The organism is Alishewanella sp. HH-ZS, from assembly GCF_001704375.1.
GTDB classification, from domain to species: Bacteria; Pseudomonadota; Gammaproteobacteria; order Enterobacterales; family Alteromonadaceae; genus Alishewanella; species Alishewanella aestuarii.
Map to the genome: position 1 here is coordinate 41,964 of NZ_LZEJ01000008.1, position 21,188 is coordinate 63,151.

The 21,188-nt window shown below is 50.7% G+C and carries 12 protein-coding genes; all 12 read left to right on the forward strand.

Annotated elements, in window-relative coordinates; genetic code table 11:
* The first annotated feature begins 8 nt into the window (after positions 1-8).
* Positions 9-1,490, forward strand: a complete 1,482-nt coding sequence (gene nhaC / locus A9165_RS04630) for a Na+/H+ antiporter NhaC (protein WP_065955075.1) — start codon at positions 9-11, stop codon at positions 1,488-1,490.
* A gap of 65 nt (positions 1,491-1,555) precedes the next feature.
* Positions 1,556-4,129: an aminopeptidase N gene (pepN, locus tag A9165_RS04635; protein WP_065955076.1), complete on the forward strand. Its 2,574-nt coding sequence runs from the start codon at positions 1,556-1,558 to the stop codon at positions 4,127-4,129.
* Entirely contained in the window at positions 4,126-4,350 is a 225-nt protein-coding gene (locus tag A9165_RS04640; protein WP_008608384.1) for a DUF2835 family protein, read from the forward strand. Before pepN ends, A9165_RS04640 begins: the two co-directional genes overlap by 4 nt.
* 324 nt (positions 4,351-4,674) lie before the next feature.
* Complete coding sequence (locus tag A9165_RS04645) at positions 4,675-6,750, forward strand: DUF1302 domain-containing protein (protein WP_065955077.1); 2,076 nt, start codon at positions 4,675-4,677, stop codon at positions 6,748-6,750.
* Between the two features lie 13 nt (positions 6,751-6,763).
* On the forward strand, positions 6,764-8,128 hold the full coding sequence (locus tag A9165_RS04650) for a DUF1329 domain-containing protein (protein WP_218060730.1): 1,365 nt from the start codon (positions 6,764-6,766) through the stop codon (positions 8,126-8,128).
* A gap of 92 nt (positions 8,129-8,220) precedes the next feature.
* A complete protein-coding gene (locus A9165_RS04655; protein ID WP_065955079.1) occupies positions 8,221-9,270 on the forward strand; it encodes a YCF48-related protein in 1,050 nt (349 codons plus the stop codon).
* 1 nt (position 9,271) lies between these two features.
* Positions 9,272-11,590, forward strand: coding sequence for an RND family transporter (locus A9165_RS04660; RefSeq protein ID WP_065955080.1), 2,319 nt, complete (start codon positions 9,272-9,274; stop codon positions 11,588-11,590).
* 240 nt (positions 11,591-11,830) lie between these two features.
* Complete coding sequence (locus A9165_RS04665; protein WP_065955081.1) at positions 11,831-16,657, forward strand: NAD-glutamate dehydrogenase; 4,827 nt, start codon at positions 11,831-11,833, stop codon at positions 16,655-16,657.
* A gap of 72 nt (positions 16,658-16,729) precedes the next feature.
* The gene (pyrD, locus tag A9165_RS04670; protein ID WP_065955082.1) at positions 16,730-17,740 is read left to right on the forward strand and encodes a quinone-dependent dihydroorotate dehydrogenase; all 1,011 of its coding nucleotides are present in this window, start codon (positions 16,730-16,732) and stop codon (positions 17,738-17,740) included.
* Positions 17,741-17,849: 109 nt separating this feature from the next.
* Entirely contained in the window at positions 17,850-18,365 is a 516-nt protein-coding gene (locus A9165_RS04675; RefSeq protein WP_065955083.1) for a cell division protein ZapC domain-containing protein, read from the forward strand.
* 60 nt (positions 18,366-18,425) lie between these two features.
* Positions 18,426-19,931, forward strand: a complete 1,506-nt coding sequence (cls, locus tag A9165_RS04680) for a cardiolipin synthase (RefSeq protein ID WP_083216223.1) — start codon at positions 18,426-18,428, stop codon at positions 19,929-19,931.
* Between the two features lie 23 nt (positions 19,932-19,954).
* The gene (locus tag A9165_RS04685; protein ID WP_065955084.1) at positions 19,955-21,169 is read left to right on the forward strand and encodes an SAM-dependent methyltransferase; all 1,215 of its coding nucleotides are present in this window, start codon (positions 19,955-19,957) and stop codon (positions 21,167-21,169) included.
* Positions 21,170-21,188: the final 19 nt, after the last annotated feature.

The window sequence follows — 21,188 nt, forward strand, 5'->3', positions numbered from 1 at the left end:
AACAGCAAATGGATAACTCAAAACAAAAAGCGCCGAGTTTGCTTGACGCCTTGCTGCCGATGGTAGTGCTGATTGCCTTATTGGCAGCGTCAGTGCTTCTGTTTAAAGATGACTCGTCCTATGGGCCGAACCAGATTGCGCTCTTTATTGCGGCTGCGGTCGCTGTGGTGATTGGCCTGAAAAATGGCCATAGCTGGCAGTCGATTGAACAGGCCATGGTAAGAGGGATTTCGCTATCGCTGGCAGCGGTATTAATTCTGCTGGCGGTGGGCGCACTAATTGGCACCTGGCTGTTGTCGGGTACAGTTCCAACGCTTATTTATTTTGGTATGCAACTACTCAGCCCGAGCTGGTTCTATGCCGCCAGCTGTATCCTGTGTGGCGTTGTAGCGATGAGTATCGGCAGTAGCTGGACCACCGCCGCGACTATTGGGGTGGCACTGATTGGTGTCGCGACTGGTCTGGGTTTATCGCCGGCGATTACCGCAGGTGCCATAGTGTCCGGCGCGTATTTTGGCGATAAGATTTCGCCACTGAGTGAAACCACTAACCTGGCGCCTGCCGTTGCGGGTGCCGATCTGTTTCAGCATATCAGACATATGCTTTGGACGACCATCCCAAGCTTTATTCTGGCGCTGATTGCTTTCGTATTGATTGGTTTTAATACGAGTGTCAGTGCTGATCTTGCACATATTGAGCAGATCAGTGCTGTGTTGCAGAGTCAGTTTAATATCAGTCTGTGGACACTGGTCCCGTTGGCGGTACTGCTGCTGATGGCGATGCGTAAGATCCCGGCTTTTCCGACGGTCTTTATCGGCGCCTTGCTCGGTGGTGTTTGGGCGCTATTTTTCCAGCAAGAGCTGATTAGCCGCTTAGCAGATGAGCAACTACCGGCACTGGTGGCGGTATTTAAGCTGGTATGGCAGACGCTGTTTGCCGGTTTTAGTATCAGTACCGGCAATGACGATATGGACCGTTTGCTCAGCGGTGGCGGTATGGCCAGTATGCTAAATACCATTTGGTTAATCTTCTCGGCTATGATGTTTGGCGCTGTGGTAGAGCATATTGGTTTATTGCGTAAGTTTGTCGAGTCGATTTTGGCTTTCGCCCGCAGTACAGGCTCGTTAATTACCAGCACTATGGCAACTTCGCTGGCGACCAATATCTTAACCGCTGATCAGTATATGTCGATCGTGATGCCGGGTCGGATGTATAAAGAAGAGTATGAGCGCCGGGGCCTGGCGCCGGTTAATTTGTCGCGGGCACTGGAAGACGGCGGTACCATTACCAGCCCTTTAATCCCGTGGAATACCTGTGGTGCCTATATGCATGGCGTACTGAACGTTAACCCACTGGATTATCTGTTCTATGCCTTCTTTAACCTGATTAACCCGGTACTGGCAGTGATCTATGCTTATCTGGGCATTAAGATCCTACGCTTAACGCCGCCGGAGTCGGTAGCCCCCATCTTAGCCGGTAAAAATAGCTAGCAAAAAAGCCTGAAGTGATTCAGGCTTTTTAACATCAGACAGCAGTAGAAGTAGGAATATATCGTATGAGCGACCTTCGTCAGCCAAAACGTTTAGCGGACTATCAGATCCCGGCCTTTGTGATTGAGCAAACCAGGTTGCTGGTTGAGCTGCATCCGACCGCAACCCGGGTGCAGTCTGAGTTAGTATTCCGACGCCAGTGTGCAGGACCCATGTGGTTAGATGGTCAGGCCTTAACCTTAATCAGTATCGAGCTGAATGGGCAGCCACTGCAGCAGACGGAGTATCAGCTGAATGACAAAGGACTGATGCTCACCGATCCGGGGGCAAGCGGTAGCCTGCAGCTGGTTACTGAAATAAATCCTGAGCAGAATACTGCACTTGAGGGTTTATATCTGGCGGAAGGGGTATATTGCACACAATGCGAGGCAGAGGGCTTTCGGCGGATCACCTATTACCCGGACCGACCCGATGTACTGTCAGTATTTACCACTACGCTGGTCGCTGATATGGCGCAGCTGCCGTTTTTACTGTCGAACGGTAACAAGGTTGCAACCGAGCTACTGGCCGATGGCCGTACAGCGGTTACCTGGCATGATCCCTTTCCCAAACCCAGTTATTTGTTTGCGCTGGTTGCCGGCGATTTTGACCGGTTGGCTGACCGTTTTACCACTGCCGGTGGCCGTGAGGTAGAGCTGGAGTTTTTTGTCGAGAAAGGTAAGGGCAGTCGTGCCGGTTTTGCGCTGTCGTCATTGAAGCGGGCGATGCGTTGGGATGAGCAGCGCTTTGGTCTGGAGTATGATCTGGATCGCTATATGGTCGTCGCCGTTGATTTTTTTAATATGGGGGCGATGGAAAATAAAGGGCTGAATATTTTCAATAGCAAGTACGTACTGGCAGACGATGTTACTGCCACCGATCGCGATTACTTTAATATCGAATCTATTATCGGTCATGAATATTTCCATAACTGGACGGGGAACCGTGTCACCTGCCGCGATTGGTTTCAGCTGAGTTTAAAAGAGGGCTTAACAGTATTTCGCGATCAGGAGTTTAGCGCCGATATGGCCTCTGCCACCCTGACCCGGATTGATGCGGTAAAGCTGATCCGTACTGCACAATTTGCCGAAGACGCCAGCCCGATGGCGCATCCGATCCGCCCGCCGCAAGTGCTGGAAATGAATAATTTCTACACGGTCACAGTGTATGATAAAGGCGCCGAGGTGATCCGGATGTTACAAACCTTGCTCGGACGCGACGGCTTTACTGCAGGCCATAGTCTGTATTTACAGCGCCATGATGGGCAGGCGGTAACCTGTGATGATTTTGTGCAGGCCATGCAGGACGCCACTGGTCAGGATCTGACGCAGTTCCGCCGCTGGTATAGTCAGTCCGGCACACCGGAATTAACCGTTGCCAGTCAGTACGATCCGGATAAGCAGCAGCTTAAACTGCTGCTGCGTCAGCATACCGCGGCAACAGCCGATCAGCTGTCCAAGTTACCCCTGGTGATCCCGGTAAAAATTGAGATCCTGCAACCTGCAACGGGCCGCTGCCAGCAACAACTATTGGTGTTAAGCGCCGAGTCGGGTGAATTTCTGTTTAATGATATTGCTGATAGCCCTTTAGTGGTCTGGCTGGAGGATTTTTCCGCGCCGGTTAAGCTACATTGCCAGTATACTGCCGAACAGTGGCTGAGCATTGCCGAGCTGGCCAGTAATGATTTTGCACGCTGGGATGCAATGCAGCAATACTGGAGTCAGTTGTTGCAGCAGAGTATCGCTGCGGCTGAGCTACCAACGTTAAGTCCGGCTTTGCTTGCGCTGTATCGCCGTTGGTTGCAGCAGCCGCTTGCTGATCTGGCGTTAACGGCGGAACTGTTACAGCTGCCGGATTTTGATAGTCTGGCCGAGCAATATCAGCAGATCCCGGTCGAGGCACTGGTGCAGGCGCTGGACAGCCTGCAGCAGCAACTGGCCACGGCCTTGTATGAAGATTGGTTGGCCTGTTACCAGCGTTTAACCCTAACACCCTATGTTTATGAACAAACGCAAGTCGGCTGCCGGGCGCTACGGAATCTGTGCTTGAGCTATCTGGTGTACGGCGCAGCAGGCGCTGCTTTAATGCAGCAACAATACCAGAGTGCTGACAATATGACCGATCGTCTGGCAGCTTTGCGTTGTGGCCAGTTAGCAGGGTTAGCTGAAACAGCGGCCTTGCTGGAGGATTTCGCGGCACGCTTTGCTGATGATGTGCAGGTATTGGACAAGTACTTTAATCTGGTCGTCAGCTCGCCCAAAGCGCAAGTTTTTGCTGCCATGGCGCAGTTAACCGAGCATCCGGCCTTTAGCTGGAAGAATCCAAACCGGGTCAGGGCGGTGTATGGCGCGTTTTCACAGCGTAATCCGGCGCAATTTCATCGGGCAGATGGTGAGGGTTACCGTCTGCTGGCCGATGTCGTAGGCCGGCTGGATCAGGTTAATCCGCAGCTGGCGGCACGCTTAATTACGCCGCTGTTATCCTGGCAGCGTTATGATCAGCAGCGGCAGCAGATTTTAATCGCTTTACTACAGCAATTGGCCAAGCGCAGTGATCTATCCGATGACCTGTATGAGAAGGTTAGTAGAAGCCTGGTATGAGTCGCAGCTATCTGTTTGGGGCATTTTTGTCAGTTGAAAAATGTCAGCGTTATTACCAGGGCCAGTCGCGCTACGTGCTGGTTACCGCGGACAGCGGCGAGCGGATCCAGCTCGCTTTCCGGCATTTTCAACCCTTTATCAGCGCCATTGGCATCCGTGGCCGTTTCCGGTTAACGGTAACGGACAATGGAGAATTTTTGCAACTGGAAAAAATTAATTAGAGTTTATACTTTAAACAAGAGATTAAAACATTAACTTGCATTATTAGCTGGTTTGACCTTTAATTTCATTAGCTTAGCTTTAGGTGTGGCTGGTCCGGCCTGCAAGGTTAAACTGTAAACCGTCGATACCAGCGCCTAATACCGCAATGCGGTTAAAAATTGAATAAAAATCAACAGATTTACATTTAGGCAAGCCTTGCTAACGCCGGTAAATGATGTAATTATTTTAATGAAAGGAACTGGTTTGAGCTCTGCTCAGCTACCAGCACAATAAATAAAAAAGCACATAACACTACCTGTCGGGACAGGGGGGGAGACAACAACATGAAGAAAAGGCCAATCCGCTTTGCAAAAAGTCCGTTGGCAGCCGGTATTGCCACCGCGCTGTTTACGCTGTCTTATGCACCGGCTCAGGCAGCCACTTTTAATTTCGGTGATGTAGAAGTGGTGTTTGACTCGACCTTCTCATACGGCGCCAGCTGGCGTACTGAGGAGCGTAATTGGGACACTATTGCCAAAGTTAATCATCCACGCTTTAACTGGACCGGTTACAACGCTGCGACTAACGTCATTTACCCTGCTTCTGATATCTGGGCTCAGCCAGGCGCCTATTCCAGCAACGGCGACGCCGGTAACCTGAATTTCGACCGTGGTGATATGTTTAGCAGCCTGTTTAAGGGCCTGCACGAGTTATCCATCAAAAAGGATAATATCGGTTTCTTCAGCCGTTTTATGTACTTCTATGACACGGCAATGAACAGAGGCAGCTTTGCCTATACTAATCCGCTCAGTGGTAACAAGGTTGATCCTTGTGACGATAAACGCTCGCGCGAATTAGCCTGTAAAGATATACGTTTACTTGATGCCTTTGTTTACGGCAACTTCTCCTTTAACGATGGTATGAATCCGGTCACTATCCGGGTGGGTAATCAGGTACTAAGCTGGGGTGAAAGCACCTTTATCCCGCATGGTATCAATATTACGCCGGTTGACGTCGGGATCCTGCGCGCACCGGGTGCGGATTTAAAAGAAGCCTTTATTCCTACCGGTATGGTGACGTTGGCTGTCGGTCTGACCGATCAACTGTCAGCAGAGTTGTTCTATCAGTACAGCTGGCAGGAAAGCTATCTGCCACCTCCGGGCACTTACTTCTCAACTAACGACTTCGCTGGCCGCGGTGGTTATGCCCAGAATATTCAGTTAGGTTTCTCCGGTAACCCGGATATTGACCTGGCATTCTTACTGCAAAATCTGAACGGTTTAGGAGCTGCAGTAGCGGCCGGTCAGATTTCTGCTGCTCAGGCATCACAAATTTATCTGGCGTATCCTACCAAGGTTGCACTGCGGCCTTTTGGTGATGCCGGTGAAATTAAGCCGGATGATGGCGGTCAGTACGGTATTAAACTGGAATATTTCGCGCCTAACTTAGGCGATACCGAGTTTGCGCTGTATTACATGAATTATCACAGCCGGGTGCCGGTGATCTCAGGTATTGCCTCAGATTTCCGTCAGCAAGCGATTCAAGCTGACCTGGGTTATCTGGTACAAAATGCCGGTAATCTGAACAAAGATAATGTACAGAACCTGCGGGCCTTCTCTAAAGGCTTACTGGAATATCCGGAAGATATCAAACTGTACGGTTTTAGCTTTAACACCAACTGGGGTACAACCTCGGTTGCCGGTGAAATCGCTTACCGTAAAGATGAACCGCTACAGATCGACGACGTTGAAATTCTGTATGCCGGTATGCCAGAGCAGCTTGGTAATGCCGGTATTCGTCCGGATCTGGTCGGTATCTCGCAACTTGGTCGTTTTATTGGTACCAAAGCGACACCGGGAGATTATGCCCAAGGCTATATTTTACGTGATACCGTGCAAGCACAAACAACCATCACTCATCTGTTTGGCCCGACGCTGGGTGCAGATAACTTCACAATGTTAGCGGAAGTGGGTGGCGTGCGGATTAACAATATGCCAGCGCAGGACGTGCTGCGGCTAAATGGTCCTAATACTGACCGTAGCGGCGCGCCATTAATTGGTGCTAATGGTCCGTCACAAGGTTTACACACTGGTTTATCGAATGGCCCTGAAACTAACCCGTTTCCAACGGCATCGGCCTGGGGTTATCGGGTGTTAGCCAAGGCGGATTACAACAACGTTTTTGCCGGGGTGAACTTATCACAGCGTCTGGTGTTCTCACATGATGTGAACGGTATCACACCTGATCCGTTGTTTATGTTTGTCAAAGATCGTAAGTCCGCTTCTTATGCGGTGTCTTTCGACTACCTGAACAAATGGTCTGGCGAATTAAGTTATAACTGGTTCTGGGGCGGCGTGGGCACCACCAATAACACTGCTGACCGTGACTTTATTTCTTTCAATATCAAGTACTCTATTTAAGGGACGAGCGCGAATTATGAAAAAACTCACCCTATTAGCATCAGCCGTTGCGCTGGTGTTCAGTTGTAACGCTCTGGCGAAGTTACCGGCAGATCAGGTGGCGCGTCTGGGGCAGGACTTAACGCCGGTTGGCGCTGAGAAAGCAGGTAATGCTGCCGGTACCATTCCAGAGTGGACTGGCGGTATTCTGGCAGCACCAGCGGGTTATAAGCCAGGTGATCATCATCCTAATCCGTTTGCGGATGATAAAATCCTGTTTACTATTACCAAAGCCAACCTGGAGCAATACCGGCAATTCCTGAGCCCGGGGCAGATTGCGTTGTTTGATCTGTATCCTGATACGTTCAAAATGAATATCTACCCAACTCGTCGTAGTGCTTCATTTCCACAATATTTTTATGATGCTACTAAGAAGATTGCCGCTAACGCCGAATTAGTTGAGGGTGGTAATGGTCTGCGTAATGCTGCCATTGGTATTCCGTTCCCGATCCCAAGCAATGGCCTGGAAGCGATTTGGAACCATATCGTCCGCTACCGTGGCGTTGCGGCTAGCCGTAACGGCGGTCAGGCTGCACCGACCGCGCAGGGCGCTTATACGTTAATTGGCTTTGAAGAGCAGATTATGTTTAAGTACTCGCATCCGGACGCGACTCCTGAGGCATTACAGGCTGAAAATATCCTGTTCCGTTTTAAACAAAGTGTCACGACACCTGCGCGTCTGGCCGGTACTGCTTTATTAGTACACGAAACCATGGACCAGGTGGCAACGCCGCGTCAGGCCTGGACCTATAACACCGGTCAGCGTCGGGTGCGTCGCGCGCCAAACGTGGCTTACGATGCGCCAGGTACGGCATCGGATGGTCTGCGTACTACCGATGATTTTGATATGTTTAACGGCTCGCCTGACCGTTACAACTGGGAGTTAAAAGGTAAGCGCGAAATGTATATCGCTTACAATGACTACAAGTTGCACAGCAATAATCTGAAGTACTCAGATATTCTGATGCCTGGTCATATTAATCCTGAACATGTTCGTTATGAGAAACATCGGGTCTGGGTAGTGGAAGCGACCTTGAAAGAGGGCACCCGCCACGTTTATGGCAAACGAGTGTTCTTTATCGATGAGGATAGCTGGCAGATCCATGTTGCCGATCTGTACGACAACCGTGGTGATCTGTACCGCGTTGCCGTGGCGCATGGTTTAAACTACTACGAAGTACCAACGCACTGGAGTACGCTGGAAGTTTACCATGATCTGAACTCGCGCCGTTATATCGCGATTGGTCTGGATAACGAAGATAAGATGTATGACTTTTCTGTCACCTTGTCTGATAACGACTTCACACCAGCATCGCTGCGTCGTGAGGGTACCCGCTAAACCGGGTGCCGGAAAAAGGCTGGCTCGAGCCAGCCTTTTTTTTAACTGCAGGCATCAGCCTGCGCTTGATAATCAGAGCGTGTAACTAAGCTATGCATAAGTATTTTCTGGCCGGCTGTATGTCGGTGTTGTCCCTGACCCATCTGACCGCAGCCGTTGCCGAAACTGACGATGAAATTGCCGATGCCGCACCCAAGGCGGCCTTTATAGTGCCACTTGCCGAGCGCAGTTTATTAACGGATGTGGTCGCGATCCCAACGGCAGGTTTTGCTGCGGTCGGAGAGCGCGGTCATATATTGTTAAGTGCGGATGGCCAGCAGTGGCAACAGGCACAGGTACCGGTGCAGGCCCTGCTGACCTCAGTCTATTTTGTTGATGCGGATTATGGTTGGGCCGTTGGGCATGATGCCACTATTCTGCATACTCAGGATGGCGGCAAGAGCTGGCAGATCCAGCAGTTTTTGCCACAACTCGACAAGCCATTAATGGATGTCTATTTCTTTGACCGCCAGCGTGGCATGGCCATTGGTGCGTACGGCATGTTTTACACCACTCAGGATGGCGGAGACAGCTGGCACAAGGCCTTTTATCTGGCACTGGCGTCGGAGGAAGATCAAGAGTTTCTGGCTGAGTTGGCAGAAACGGATCCGGAAGGCTATTTGCTGGAACGTGAGTCGGTACTGCCACATTTTAACCGTTTAATGGTACAGGGCGATGAAATCCTGATGGTGGGCGAGGCGGGTTTTGTCGCCGTCAGTCAGGATGGCGGAGAAAACTGGCAACGGCTGGAGAATTTTTATAACGGCTCTTTGTTTGATGTGCATCGCACCAAGCAGGGTTCGTTACTGGTAGCGGGGCTGCGCGGTAATCTATTCCGCAGCACAGATGACGGCGAAAGCTGGCAAGATATCAGCTTACCGCAATCGGCAACCCTTAATAGCATCTTTGAAGATGAACAGGGACAACTTTTCCTGACCGGTAATGCCGGCACCCTGTTAATCAGTGGCGATGACGGGCAATCATTTCGCGATCTGTCGCAAACTGACGGTCGGGCAATTTTAAATGGTCTGCCGTTGGCAGGACAGTTGGTGCTGGTGACGGAAACTGGTGTGAGATTAACCTCGATAAGTAAGTCTGAATAATATGAGTATAAATTGGCTGGTTAATAAGTTCGAATATAGCCTGTTTCGACATCGCCTGGCGGTGCTGGTGCTGTTTGCGCTGGCCACGCTGTTTTTATTATGGCGGGCCACCGACATTAAGCTCGACGCGGCCTTTAGTAAGAATATTCCGCTCAAGCATGAATATATGCAAACCTACCTCAAGCATGAGCAGGATTTTGGTGGCGCCAATAACATCTTGATCGCCATGTGTGATGCCAGTGGCGATATTTTTAATGCCAACTTCTTTGATAACTTCCGCCGTGCTCACGATGATGTGGTCTATACGCCAGGGGTGGAACGGGTACTGGTTAAATCACTGTTTAGCCCCAGTACACGCTTTATTGAAGTGGTAGAAGACGGCTTTGCCGGTGGCCCGGTGATCCCGGCTGATTTTACCGCCGATGCGGAAGGTTTAGCCCGGGTTAAAGAAAACGCCGAGAAAGCGGGCATTGTCGGTCGCATGGTCTCAGATGATTATAGCTGTGCGATGATCACCGCCTCCTTGCTGGAGATCGATCCGGAAACCAACTTACCACTTAATACCATCGCCTTTGCCGGCAAGTTGGAAAATGATATCCGCGGTAAATATCAGAGTGAGCAGATCAGCGTCCATATTATTGGTTTCGCCAAGATGGTGGGTGATGTCGCTGAAGGCGCAAAGGGCGTAGTAGCGTTCTTTGGTATTGCCATAGTGATTACCACTATTATGGTGTTCCTGTTCTCGCGCTCAGTGATGTTAACGGTATTACCGATAGCCTGTTCACTGATAGCGGTGATTTGGCAGATGGGGCTGTTAACCGTGCTGGGCTTTGGGATCGATCCGATGTCGATTCTGGTGCCATTCCTGGTATTTGCTATCGGCGTCAGCCATGGCGTCCAGATGATCAACTCCACCGGGAAAAGGGTTGCCGCCGGCATGAATGCCAAGGCCGCCGCACAAGCCAGTTTCCGTAAGTTACTGGTACCAGGCGGCGTGGCCTTGTTATCAGATACGGTCGGCTTCCTGACGCTGCTGATTATCGAAATCGGCGTGATCCGCGAACTGGCGATTACTGCCAGTCTGGGTGTGGCGGTGATTATCCTGACTAACCTGATCCTATTACCGGTGTTAATGTCTTTTGTGCGCTTTAGCAAGAGCTATCAGCAGCGGGTATCAGAGCCAAGCCCGGCCACCGAGAAAGTCTGGTATGCGTTATCGGCTTTTGCGACCCGTCGTTACGCTGCGGTGATCCTGCTCTGTACTGCAGCACTGTTTGCTTACGGTTATTGGCAGAGCCAGCAGCTGAAAATCGGTGATCTGCATGCCGGCGCACCGGCGCTGCATGAAGACTCGCGTTATAACCAGGATACCTTTTTGATTACCGACCGCTTTGCGATCTCGGTCGACTACATCAATGTAATGGTAGAGAGTATCCCAAGCGCCTGTACCAGCCATGACATTATGGATCGGATCGACCAGTTCCAGTGGTTAATGGAGAATGTGCCCGGCGTCCAGTCGGCGGTGTCTTTATCCTCAGTGTCGAAAGTGATTAACGCCGCCTATAACGAAGGCAATCCGAAATGGCGGGTGTTACCGCGCAATACCCAAAGTCTGGTACAAGCCTCGTCACGGGTTGAAACCAGTACCGGCCTGTTAAACGCCGATTGTTCGGTGATGCCGGTAATGATTTTCCTGGAAGATCATAAAGCTGAAACCATTGAACGGGTTGTGCGCGCTGCCAAGCTACACGGTGCTGAACTGGGTGATGCCGATACGCGCTTTATGTTAGCCACCGGGCCTGCCGGTGTTATGGCCGCTACTAACGAAGCAGTGAGCGCCGCCCAGCAACCGATGATGTGGTACGTTTATCTTGCGGTGATAGTGCTTTGTTTGCTGAGCTTCCGCTCTGTAAAAGCGACCGCTGCCGTGATCATCCCGCTGTATGTGGTGTCGGTATTGGCAACGGCACTGATGACCAAGCTACAAATCGGTTTAACCGTTTCGACCTTACCGGTTATTGCATTGGGTGTCGGTATCGGTGTTGACTATGGTATCTATATCCTGTCGACGATGAGCCAACAGCTGCGCGATGGTATGCCGCTGCGGCAGGCCTATTTTGAAGCGCTGAAAGAGCGCGGCAGCGCCGTACTCTTTACCGGTATTACGCTGGCGATAGGTGTCAGCACCTGGGTATTCTCAGCGCTGAAGTTCCAGGTAGATATGGGGATCCTGTTGACCTTTATGTTTATTGTAAACATGTTAGGGGCGATAGTAGTACTACCGGCACTGGCTGCATTTTTCTGGCGCAAAAATAATTAAAAAATATTTTTGCAAATAATTATGCAATGAAAACCAAGAAAATGGCCGAAAGGCCATTTTCTATTTAGAGCCATTGAATAATCAGCCAGAACTGCCTGCAATTCAGTGGTATAACCAGCTTAAAAGCCACAAATATCGCTTCAAAAGCGCTACAATAGCTACTACACTGCGCAGCTTAAAACATCCCCGTTAATTTTGTGGATCCTGCAATGTCGCAGTGATTGATAAAAGGATGCAATAATGGCAAAGATAGACGGTCTACCCTCAGTACTACTACAAAATGTCAGCAAACTCATCAAACAAAAAGTAAAAGAGCAGGTCGAGCTGGTCGATAAATTTGCCCATACTTTGTATGGCAATATTTCCAGTGAAGATTTGGTAGGTCGTAACGACAGTGATCTGTACGGTGCGGCATTAAGTTTGTGGCAAACCTTTAACCAACATGCCGAACCTCAGGCGCGGATCCGGGTGTTCAATCCGGAAATTGCCCGTCATGGCTGGGAATCCAAACACACCATTGTTGAAATCGTGGTGCAGGATATGCCATTTCTGGTCGATTCGGTGCGGATGGCACTAAACCGGCACAATATTACTGCGCATTTACTGTTGCATTATCCGCTGCAAACCAAACGTGATAGCAAAAACGCCATCACTGAGTTCGCTAAGCTGGGTCGCTTAGCCGACGCCAGTACTCAGCAAACCGTATTCCATATTGAAATTGATCGTATGACCGATGCCGATGCAATAGCGGCGTTAAAAGCCGAACTGCTGTCGGTCATGGAAGATGTGTCGCTGGCGGTGCAGGATTGGCAGCCGGCGCGGCAAAAGCTGTTAGATGTGATCAAAGCCTTACCTAAACATGCCGGTAAGGCATCGGCAGCCGAGCTGGCTGAAACCACCGAGTTTTTAAACTGGTTGGTGAAAGATAATTTTACGCTGCTGGGTTACCGCTCGTATGAAATCAAGCCGGTAAAAGGTGATTACCAGATCGTCGGTGACCGTGATTCGGCACTGGGTTTGATGCGCCGCTCTGAGCCGCGAGATCTGATGCTGTCAGAATTACCGGAGCGCGGTCGTCAGCAAGCGCTGTCCAGTGGCTTGTTGATCCTGACGAAAACCAATGCTAAATCGCGGGTCCATCGTCCGGCCTATATTGACTATATCGGTGTGAAGCGTTTTGACAAAAACGGTAAGGTGGTCGGTGAAGACCGCTTTATCGGCTTATATTCATCCAGTCTGTATAACAACAGCGCTGCCGATATTCCACTGCTGAAAAACAAGCTGCAACAGGTGATGGAGCAGTCTGAGTTTGCGGTGGGGACCCACGCCTATAAAGCCTTACTGAATATTCTGGAAACCTATCCCCGCGATGAGCTGATTCAGGCTAATGCTGACGAGTTGTTAGACGTAAGCCGTGGTGTGTTACAAATGCAGGAAAGGGATATGACACGGCTGTTTGTGCGTGAAGATACCTTTGGCCGCTTTGTCACGGCGATGGTGTATGTACCGCGTGAGCGCTACAACACCCAGTTGCGTAAAGACACCCAGGCCATCCTGGCGCAGGCCTTTGGCTCAACCGAGCCGGTTGAATTTACGACCTATTTTTCAGAATCTGTGTTGGCTCGCACCCATTATCTGGTGCGGATCAACGATAGCCAAGTCGAGTATAATGTGAAAGAAATCGAACGTAATCTGGTTGAAGCGGCCCGCACCTGGGAAGATAAACTGGAAACAGCTTTGATCGGTGTGTACGGCGAAGCCCGCGGCCGCGAGTTAAGCCGCAAGTATGTTAATGCCTTCCCGCGCGCCTATAAAGAAGACATGTTACCGAATGATGCGCTGGTCGACATCGGTAAACTGGAGTCTTTATCTGCCGAACATAAACTGGAAATGTTGTTCTACCGGCCACAGGAAGAGGGCAAGGACAGTAAAGCTGTGCGGCTGAATCTGTTCCATAAAGATCACCCAATTCATTTGTCTGATGTGTTGCCGATGCTGGAAAACTTCGGTTTACGGGTTATCGGTGAAACACCTTATGCTGTTAAGTGCCCGGACGGCTCGGTGAGCTGGATCCTGAACTTCGCAATGGAGTTAAACGGTGAAGTGCCTGCCGATTTCGCTGCTGCGTCGCAAAGCTTCCAGGACTCACTGACGAAAGTCTGGGCGGGCCAACTGGAAGATGACGGTTTTAACCGCCTGATCCTCGGTGCCGGTCTGAGCGGGCGTGAAGCCTCTATTCTGCGTGCGTACGCCAAATATAAGCGCCAGATTGGCAGCACCTTTAGTCAGAGCTATGTCGAGAGCACCTTTGCCCGTTATGCGACCCTGGCCGGTTTACTGGTACAGTTGTTTAATGCCAAGTTCTCACCCAGTGAAAAAACCAGCGCCAAACAGCTGGAGAAACTGGAAGAGCAAATCGCTGCTCAGCTGGAAAATGTGGCTAACCTCGATGATGACCGCATTATCCGGCGTTTTGTCGATATGATTAACGCTACCCTGCGTACTAACTTCTTCCAGCGTTATGACGATGGTGCTGAAAAACCTTATATTTCCTTTAAGATCAAACCTGATCTGATCCCGGAAATGCCGTTACCAATGCCGATGTTTGAAATCTTCGTCTACTCACCACGGGTTGAAGGTGTGCATCTGCGTTTCGGTAAGGTCGCCCGTGGCGGTTTACGCTGGTCTGATCGACGCGAAGATTTCCGTACCGAAGTGCTGGGCCTGGTAAAAGCACAGCAGGTGAAGAACACCGTAATAGTACCATCTGGTGCCAAGGGCGGTTTTGTTTGTAAGAAGTTGCCGGAAACCGGCGGTCGCGAAGCCTTTATCAATGAAGGTAAAGAGTGTTACCGCACCTTTATCCGTGGCTTGCTGGATATTACTGACAATATTAAACAGGGTCAGATCGTGCCGCCAAAAGATGTGGTGCGTTTAGATGAAGATGATCCTTACCTGGTTGTTGCGGCCGACAAAGGTACTGCGACCTTCTCGGATATTTCTAATGGTATCTCGGAAGATTACGGTTTCTGGTTGGGCGATGCCTTTGCCTCCGGCGGTTCGAACGGCTATGACCATAAGAAAATGGGCATCACGGCCCGTGGCGGCTGGGAAGCAGTAAAACGGCACTTCCGTGAAATTGGTATCGATTGCCAGACCACCGATTTCACCTGTGTTGCTATTGGTGATATGGCGGGTGACGTGTTCGGTAACGGCATGTTGCTGTCTAAGCATATTCGCTTACAGGCTGCCTTTAACCATATGCATATCTTTATTGACCCGAATCCGGATGCGGCCAGCTCCTTTAAAGAGCGTGAGCGTTTATTTAATCTGCCGACATCTACCTGGGATGATTATGATAAAGCACTGATTTCTGAAGGCGGTGGCGTGTTCGCCCGTAGCGCCAAGTCAATTAAGTTAAGCCCGCAAATGAAAGAGATGCTGGGCACGACCAAAACGAGCATGACGCCAAATGAGCTGATCCGGGAATGTTTGATGATGCCGGTCGACCTGATTTGGAACGGCGGTATCGGTACCTACGTCAAAGCCAGCAACGAAACCCATGCTGAAGTCGGTGACCGTGGTTCGGAAGCACTGCGGGTCAATGGTCGCGAGCTGCGCGCACGGATCTTCGGTGAAGGGGGCAACCTGGGTTGTACCCAACGTGGCCGGATTGAATATGCGGCCAACGGTGGTCGTATCAATACCGATTTCGTCGATAACGTGGGCGGTGTAACCTGTTCGGATAACGAAGTTAATATCAAGATCCTGTTAAACTCCCTGACGGCAGCCGGTGATTTAACGCTGAAACAGCGTAATAAATTACTAAATGATATGACGGATGATGTGGCTGCGATCGTGATCGGCGATTGTTACCGGCAAACCCAGAGTATCAGTCTGTCGTCGTTGTTAGGTTCTGAACAGATCAAGGAATATACCCGCTTTATCCATGCCCTGGAGAAAGACGGTAAGTTAAACCGTGAGCTGGAATTCCTGCCATCAGATGACGACCTGGCCGATCGGATGGCCAAAGGCATGGGTTTAACCCGTCCTGAACTGGCGATCCTGACTGCCTACGGTAAGATGGTGTTAAAAGAGCGTTTAGTGACGCCGGAGATTTCGGATAATCCTTACTTCCAGCAGTTGTTAACCGGTGCCTTCCCGGCAGTATTACAACAGAAGTTTGGCAAGGAAATCAGTCAGCATCCGTTGAAAGCCGAGATCGTGGCCACCAAGCTTGCAAATATGCTAGTTAACGAAATGGGCCCGAACTTTGTGCAGCGTATGTTCGAAGAAACCGGTGCCAGCGTGGCGGAAGTGGCTATTTGTTATGCCATAGTGCGTGAGCTGTTCGATGTAGCCAAGTACTGGCAGCAGCTGGAACAACTGGACAATAAAGTGTCGGCGGCACTGCAAAGCCGGGTCTTATTCCAGTTACGCCGTACCATGCGCCGGGCTACCCGCTGGTTTGTGCGTCACCGCGACAAGGCGCTGGATATTAACCAGACCATTAAGTTCTTTAAACCGGCTTACGAGAGCATCAGTAACGATCTGGCTAACTATATGGCCGAGCGTGAGATGCAGGAGCTGACTGAGAAATGTAACGAGCTGACAGAGCAGGGGATCCCGGCGACGGTGGCACGTTATCTGACGCAGTTAAGTACCGTATTCTCGGTAATGGATATCGCACAGGTTGCCGATGCTCAGCAGACGCCACTGCCGATGGTAGCGGAAATTTACTTCAAACTGGGTGATAAACTGGATCTGCACTGGTTCCTGGAGCAAATTACCCGGCAACCGGTGGCAAACCACTGGCAGGCACTGGCACGGGCTTCGTACCGCGAGGAGCTGGATTGGCAACAACGGGGTTTAACCTCAGTGGTGGTGAAGAGCTGTGGCACTGTCTGTAATGCCGATGACATTATCCAGAACTGGCTGGATCAGCATCAGCATCTGGTTGAACGCTGGCGGTTAATGTTGTCAGAGTTTAAGACTACGCAAAGCCATGAGTTTGCGAAGTTTTCAGTAGCAATGCGTGAACTGATGTTGTTAAGTCAGTCGGTCTGATGCTGTTAACTTTAGTCTGAAGTCATTACAATACCCCGCTTAGCCGGGGTATTTTTTATTGCAGGATTTGTTATGTTTTATCCAGTTGCCAGAAAAGTGTTGTTTAGTTGTGATGCCGAGCGCTCACATGATTTTGCCCTTGGCAGTTTAAAACGGCTGGCGCACACGCCACTGTCAGCCTTGTGGCGGCAACAGTTGGTTGCCAAACCGAAAACGGTAGCCGGTATCCGCTTTGAAAATCCGGTTGGTCTGGCTGCAGGGCTGGATAAAAATGCCGACTGTATTACTGCCTTTGCCCAGATGGGTTTTGGTTTTCTGGAAGTGGGTACCGTGACGCCAAGGCCGCAGGAGGGCAACCCGAAACCACGGATGTTCCGCTTGCCGCAGGCTGAAGCCATTATTAACCGCATGGGTTTTAATAATAAAGGCGTCGATTATCTGGTTAACAATGTCAAACACAGCCAGTTTAAAGGCGTGCTAGGCATTAATATCGGCAAGAATAAGGACACGCCAAACGAACAGGGCAAAGACGACTATGTCCACTGTATGCGTAAGGTTTATCCCTATGCCAGCTATATTACGGTCAATATTTCATCGCCCAATACCCCCGGTCTGCGCGACCTGCAATTCGGTGAAGCGTTATTTGATTTATTACAAAGCGTTAAGAATGAACAGTTAGACTTGCAGGCACACTATGATAACTATGTGCCGGTATTTGTAAAAATCGCGCCGGATATGGACAGCGTCGCGGTAGAGCAGGTGGCAGAGACCTTACTGCGCAGTAAAATGGATGGCGCCATTGCCACCAATACCACCCTGGATCGTAGTCTGGTGGCAGGATTAAAGTACGCGGACGAAGCAGGTGGCTTAAGTGGTAAGCCAGTGCAACAGCGTAGCACAGCGGTATTAACCCAGCTGCGCCAGGCTGTCGGCAAAGATTTTCCGATTATTGGTGTGGGCGGGATCCATGATGTCAGCTCTGCCCAACAAAAACTGGCGGCGGGCGCCGACTTGTTGCAGCTGTATACCGGTTTTATCTACGGCGGGCCGGCGCTGGTAAAATCAATCGTTGATGCGTTATAAAGATCCGTCGCTGATCAACATTTTTTAGACATAATTAATCTTTAACTTTTTGATCAGCGTGCTATATTAGTGCTAATTACTGCGTAGTCTGACCAGATTTAGGAGAACGATGTTAACGCCGTCAGAGCAATGGACCTGGTATTATTGCCCACAGCAAGATCGGCTGCTACTGGATATTGATGACCAGTTGCAGTTTAGCTCTGAGCTGTCTGCTGCCAACCTGAATGACAAACCCGTCCGCCAGCCATTTTCACTGGCGGAAGCGGAAGCGTTCTGGCGTTTTCATGAAGCGCTGCAGCCAGTCATTGCTGATGACGCTCTGCGCTTTGAACTCTGTTTACATGCCCTTGCTAATCGTTTCCGGCAACTGAGTGCCCATAAAAGCTGGTATTTCGCGACCCAGCGGGCGCAGGATAGCGGTTTGTATCAATTGGTGCAGTTGCAAGGTAAAGATACCTTACTGGCTTTGGTTGTGGCCTCGGATCTGGAATGTGTCGAATGCTTGTTGCTTGAAGACGGCGAGTCTTTAGCCGGCAAACAGCTTAGCCGCCATACCGTGATCCGCGTGCTGCGCAACCGCGCCTTGCCGACTGAGGTTGATGTCGGTTATGCCCGTACCGCCTGATGCGGTCACATACTCAACTGCAGACACAGTGTTAGGCCGCTCTGAGCTGGCTGTTACCGCATGTTAAAAATCAAATCTCTGTTACAGCAAGCCTTTGCCCGGCAGCCATTGGTTGATGGCAGGCGGGTGGGCGGCCTTAGTAAAAGGCGCCGCTTTTTGCTGTTGCTGTTAGCCTTATTCCACCTTTCAGGTGCCTTATCGTCGCTGGATGCCCTGATGTCGTCGCGCACCGCTCAGGGCAGCATCGCCTGGATTATTTCCCTCAATACCTTTCCCTATGCGGCAGTGCCTGCTTATTGGATCTTTGGCCGCAGTCGTTTTCAGGGCTATGTGATCTCGCGTCAGGAAACCGAGCATGAGCTGTTTAACAAGCACCAGTTAAAAGCATCCGGGGTTGAGGATTTTGTATTACACAGCATTCGCGATCGCGGCAGTTTGCAAGCAGTTGAACGCCTGGCCAAGATGCCGTTTTTACGCGGTAACAGCGCGCAACTGCTAATCGATGGCGAGCAAACCTTTGCCAGTATCTTTGACGGTATTCGCCAGGCACAGCAGTATGTGCTGGTGCAGTTCTATATTGTGCGTGATGATCAGCTCGGTCGGCAGTTACAGCAACTGCTGATTGAAAAAGCCCGTCAGGGCGTGCAGGTATACTTTTTATATGATGAAATCGGTAGTTATCGCTTACCGCAAAGCTATTTACGTGCAATGACCGATGCCGGTGTCGCAGTACGACCTTTTCATTCCACCAAGGGCGCGGGCAATCGGTTTCAGCTGAATTTTCGCAATCACCGTAAAATCGTGATTGCCGATGGTAAACAGGGCTGGTTGGGCGGTTTTAATGTCGGTGATGAATACTTAGGGCAGGTCCCGCGTTACGGCCAGTGGCGGGATACCCATTTAAAACTCACTGGTCCCGGCGTGCTGGCACTGCAATTGTCTTTTGTCGAAGATTGGTATTGGACCGCCGAAACCATCCCGGCGCTTTACTGGCAGGCAGAAGCAGCTGCTGATGGTGATATCCCGGTGCTGATTTTGCCATCCGGACCAGCTGATCGCTTTGAAACTGCCAGCTTACTGATTCAACATGCGCTGCATAGTGCGCGCGAGCGGATTTGGATCGCCAGTCCGTATTTTGTACCTGACGAGGGGACCCTGGCGGCACTGAAGCTGGCAGCGCTGCGCGGGGTGGATGTCCGGATCCTGATCCCGGAGCGCACTGATAATCTGCTGGTTACTCAGGCGGCCTACGCCTTTATTGGCCCTTTGCTGGATGCGGGTGTTAAAATCTATCGTTATCAGCAGGGCTTTTTACATGCGAAGAGTTTTTTGGTCGATCAGCAGCTCAGCGCTATTGGCACCGTCAACCTGGATAACCGCTCGTTCCGGCTGAACTTTGAAATTACTGCGCTGCTGTTAGATGAGGCGTTTAATGCTGAGGTTGCGACCATGTTTGTTGCTGATTTTCAGCGTTCCCGGCAAATGAGCCTGACGGAAATTATTGAACGGCCGTGGTGGCTGCGCGCAGTATCGCGCGCCGCGCATCTGATGGCCCCGGTTTTATAGCACCGATTTTTAGGAGAACACTGTTGGCTGAACATCAGGCCGCCTGGCTAAGTTTTACCGCGCTGTTAAACGACAGTCTGCAACAACAGCAGCTGGTCAAGCTGGTGTTAAGCAAATACCAGGGCACGGAGCCAGCATTACAGCGGCTGGAGGTTACACCGGTACAGTTAAAGGACAGCTGGCAGCTGAAATTTCTGTATCAATATCAAACTAACCATGTGACTAAGAACTACCCGGCAGCGCAGGCAGCGACTGTGCTGGACGGCCTGCTGACAGAGTTTGCGCAAGCTAATCTGCAAAGTACCCGGCATAGCGCGCAACTGACGAAAAGTAAAAAAGGCAAGTATCTGCTGGCCACTAAGCAACAGGCACAAACGGCCAAAATCGAGAGTCATAACAGAGCCAAGCAACGCTACGTTGAACAAAGCCGGCCATTCTTAACGGCGTTAGGCGTCACCGATAGCCGTGGTGAGATCATTCCGTCGATGTCGAATAAGTGGAAGCAGATCAATAAGTTTATTGAAATTCTCTCCGGCGCAGTAAAAGACACCGGCTTGTTAGAACGCGCCGAGCTGCATGTGGCGGATTTTGGTTCAGGTAAGGCGTATCTGACCTTTGCGATGCATGACTATTTCCGGCATAGCGCCGGCATCGCGGCGCAGGTAACAGGGGTGGAGCTCAGACAGTCGCTGGTTGACCTGTGTAATAACACTGCGACTCAGTTGCAGCTCGATGGCATCCGGTTTGCCCAAGGCGATGTAAAGCATTTTAAAGCGCAGGGCATTAATGTGATGGTGGCGCTGCACGCCTGCGATACCGCCACCGATTATGCTATCCATATGGGTATTCGCACCGGCGCCGAAATTATTATGTGTTCACCGTGTTGCCACAAGGAGATCCGGCCACAGGTGCAGCTACCCGCAGTACTGTCACCGATGTTACAGCATGGTATTCATTTGGGTCAGGAGGCTGAGATGCTGACCGACAGTCTGCGCGCACTGCTGCTGGAGGCCTATGGTTATGATACTAAGGTGTTTGAATTTATTTCACTGGAGCATACCAGTAAAAATAAAATGATCCTGGCGACCCGGCGACAAAAACCAAAACCCCGAGCGCCGATCCTGGCACAGATTGCCGCCTTAAAGCAGTTTTATGGAGTCCGTCAGCACTGTCTGGAGCAACTGCTGCAGCACAGTGCTGATGAAAATACAGCCGATGAGGTAACACCGGCAAGCTAAAGTGACATTAGTAAACTGC

What these genes read in the sequence shown, in the direction of transcription:
- nhaC (WP_065955075.1), top strand. Translation starts at nt 9, where the DNA reads ATGGATAACTCAAAACAAAAAGCGCCGAGTTTGCTTGACGCCTTGCTG.
- pepN (WP_065955076.1), top strand. Translation starts at nt 1,556, where the DNA reads ATGAGCGACCTTCGTCAGCCAAAACGTTTAGCGGACTATCAGATCCCG.
- A9165_RS04640 (WP_008608384.1), top strand. Translation starts at nt 4,126, where the DNA reads ATGAGTCGCAGCTATCTGTTTGGGGCATTTTTGTCAGTTGAAAAATGT.
- A9165_RS04645 (WP_065955077.1), top strand. Translation starts at nt 4,675, where the DNA reads ATGAAGAAAAGGCCAATCCGCTTTGCAAAAAGTCCGTTGGCAGCCGGT.
- A9165_RS04655 (WP_065955079.1), top strand. Translation starts at nt 8,221, where the DNA reads ATGCATAAGTATTTTCTGGCCGGCTGTATGTCGGTGTTGTCCCTGACC.
- A9165_RS04660 (WP_065955080.1), top strand. Translation starts at nt 9,272, where the DNA reads ATGAGTATAAATTGGCTGGTTAATAAGTTCGAATATAGCCTGTTTCGA.
- A9165_RS04665 (WP_065955081.1), top strand. Translation starts at nt 11,831, where the DNA reads ATGGCAAAGATAGACGGTCTACCCTCAGTACTACTACAAAATGTCAGC.
- pyrD (WP_065955082.1), top strand. Translation starts at nt 16,730, where the DNA reads ATGTTTTATCCAGTTGCCAGAAAAGTGTTGTTTAGTTGTGATGCCGAG.
- A9165_RS04675 (WP_065955083.1), top strand. Translation starts at nt 17,850, where the DNA reads ATGTTAACGCCGTCAGAGCAATGGACCTGGTATTATTGCCCACAGCAA.
- cls (WP_083216223.1), top strand. Translation starts at nt 18,426, where the DNA reads ATGTTAAAAATCAAATCTCTGTTACAGCAAGCCTTTGCCCGGCAGCCA.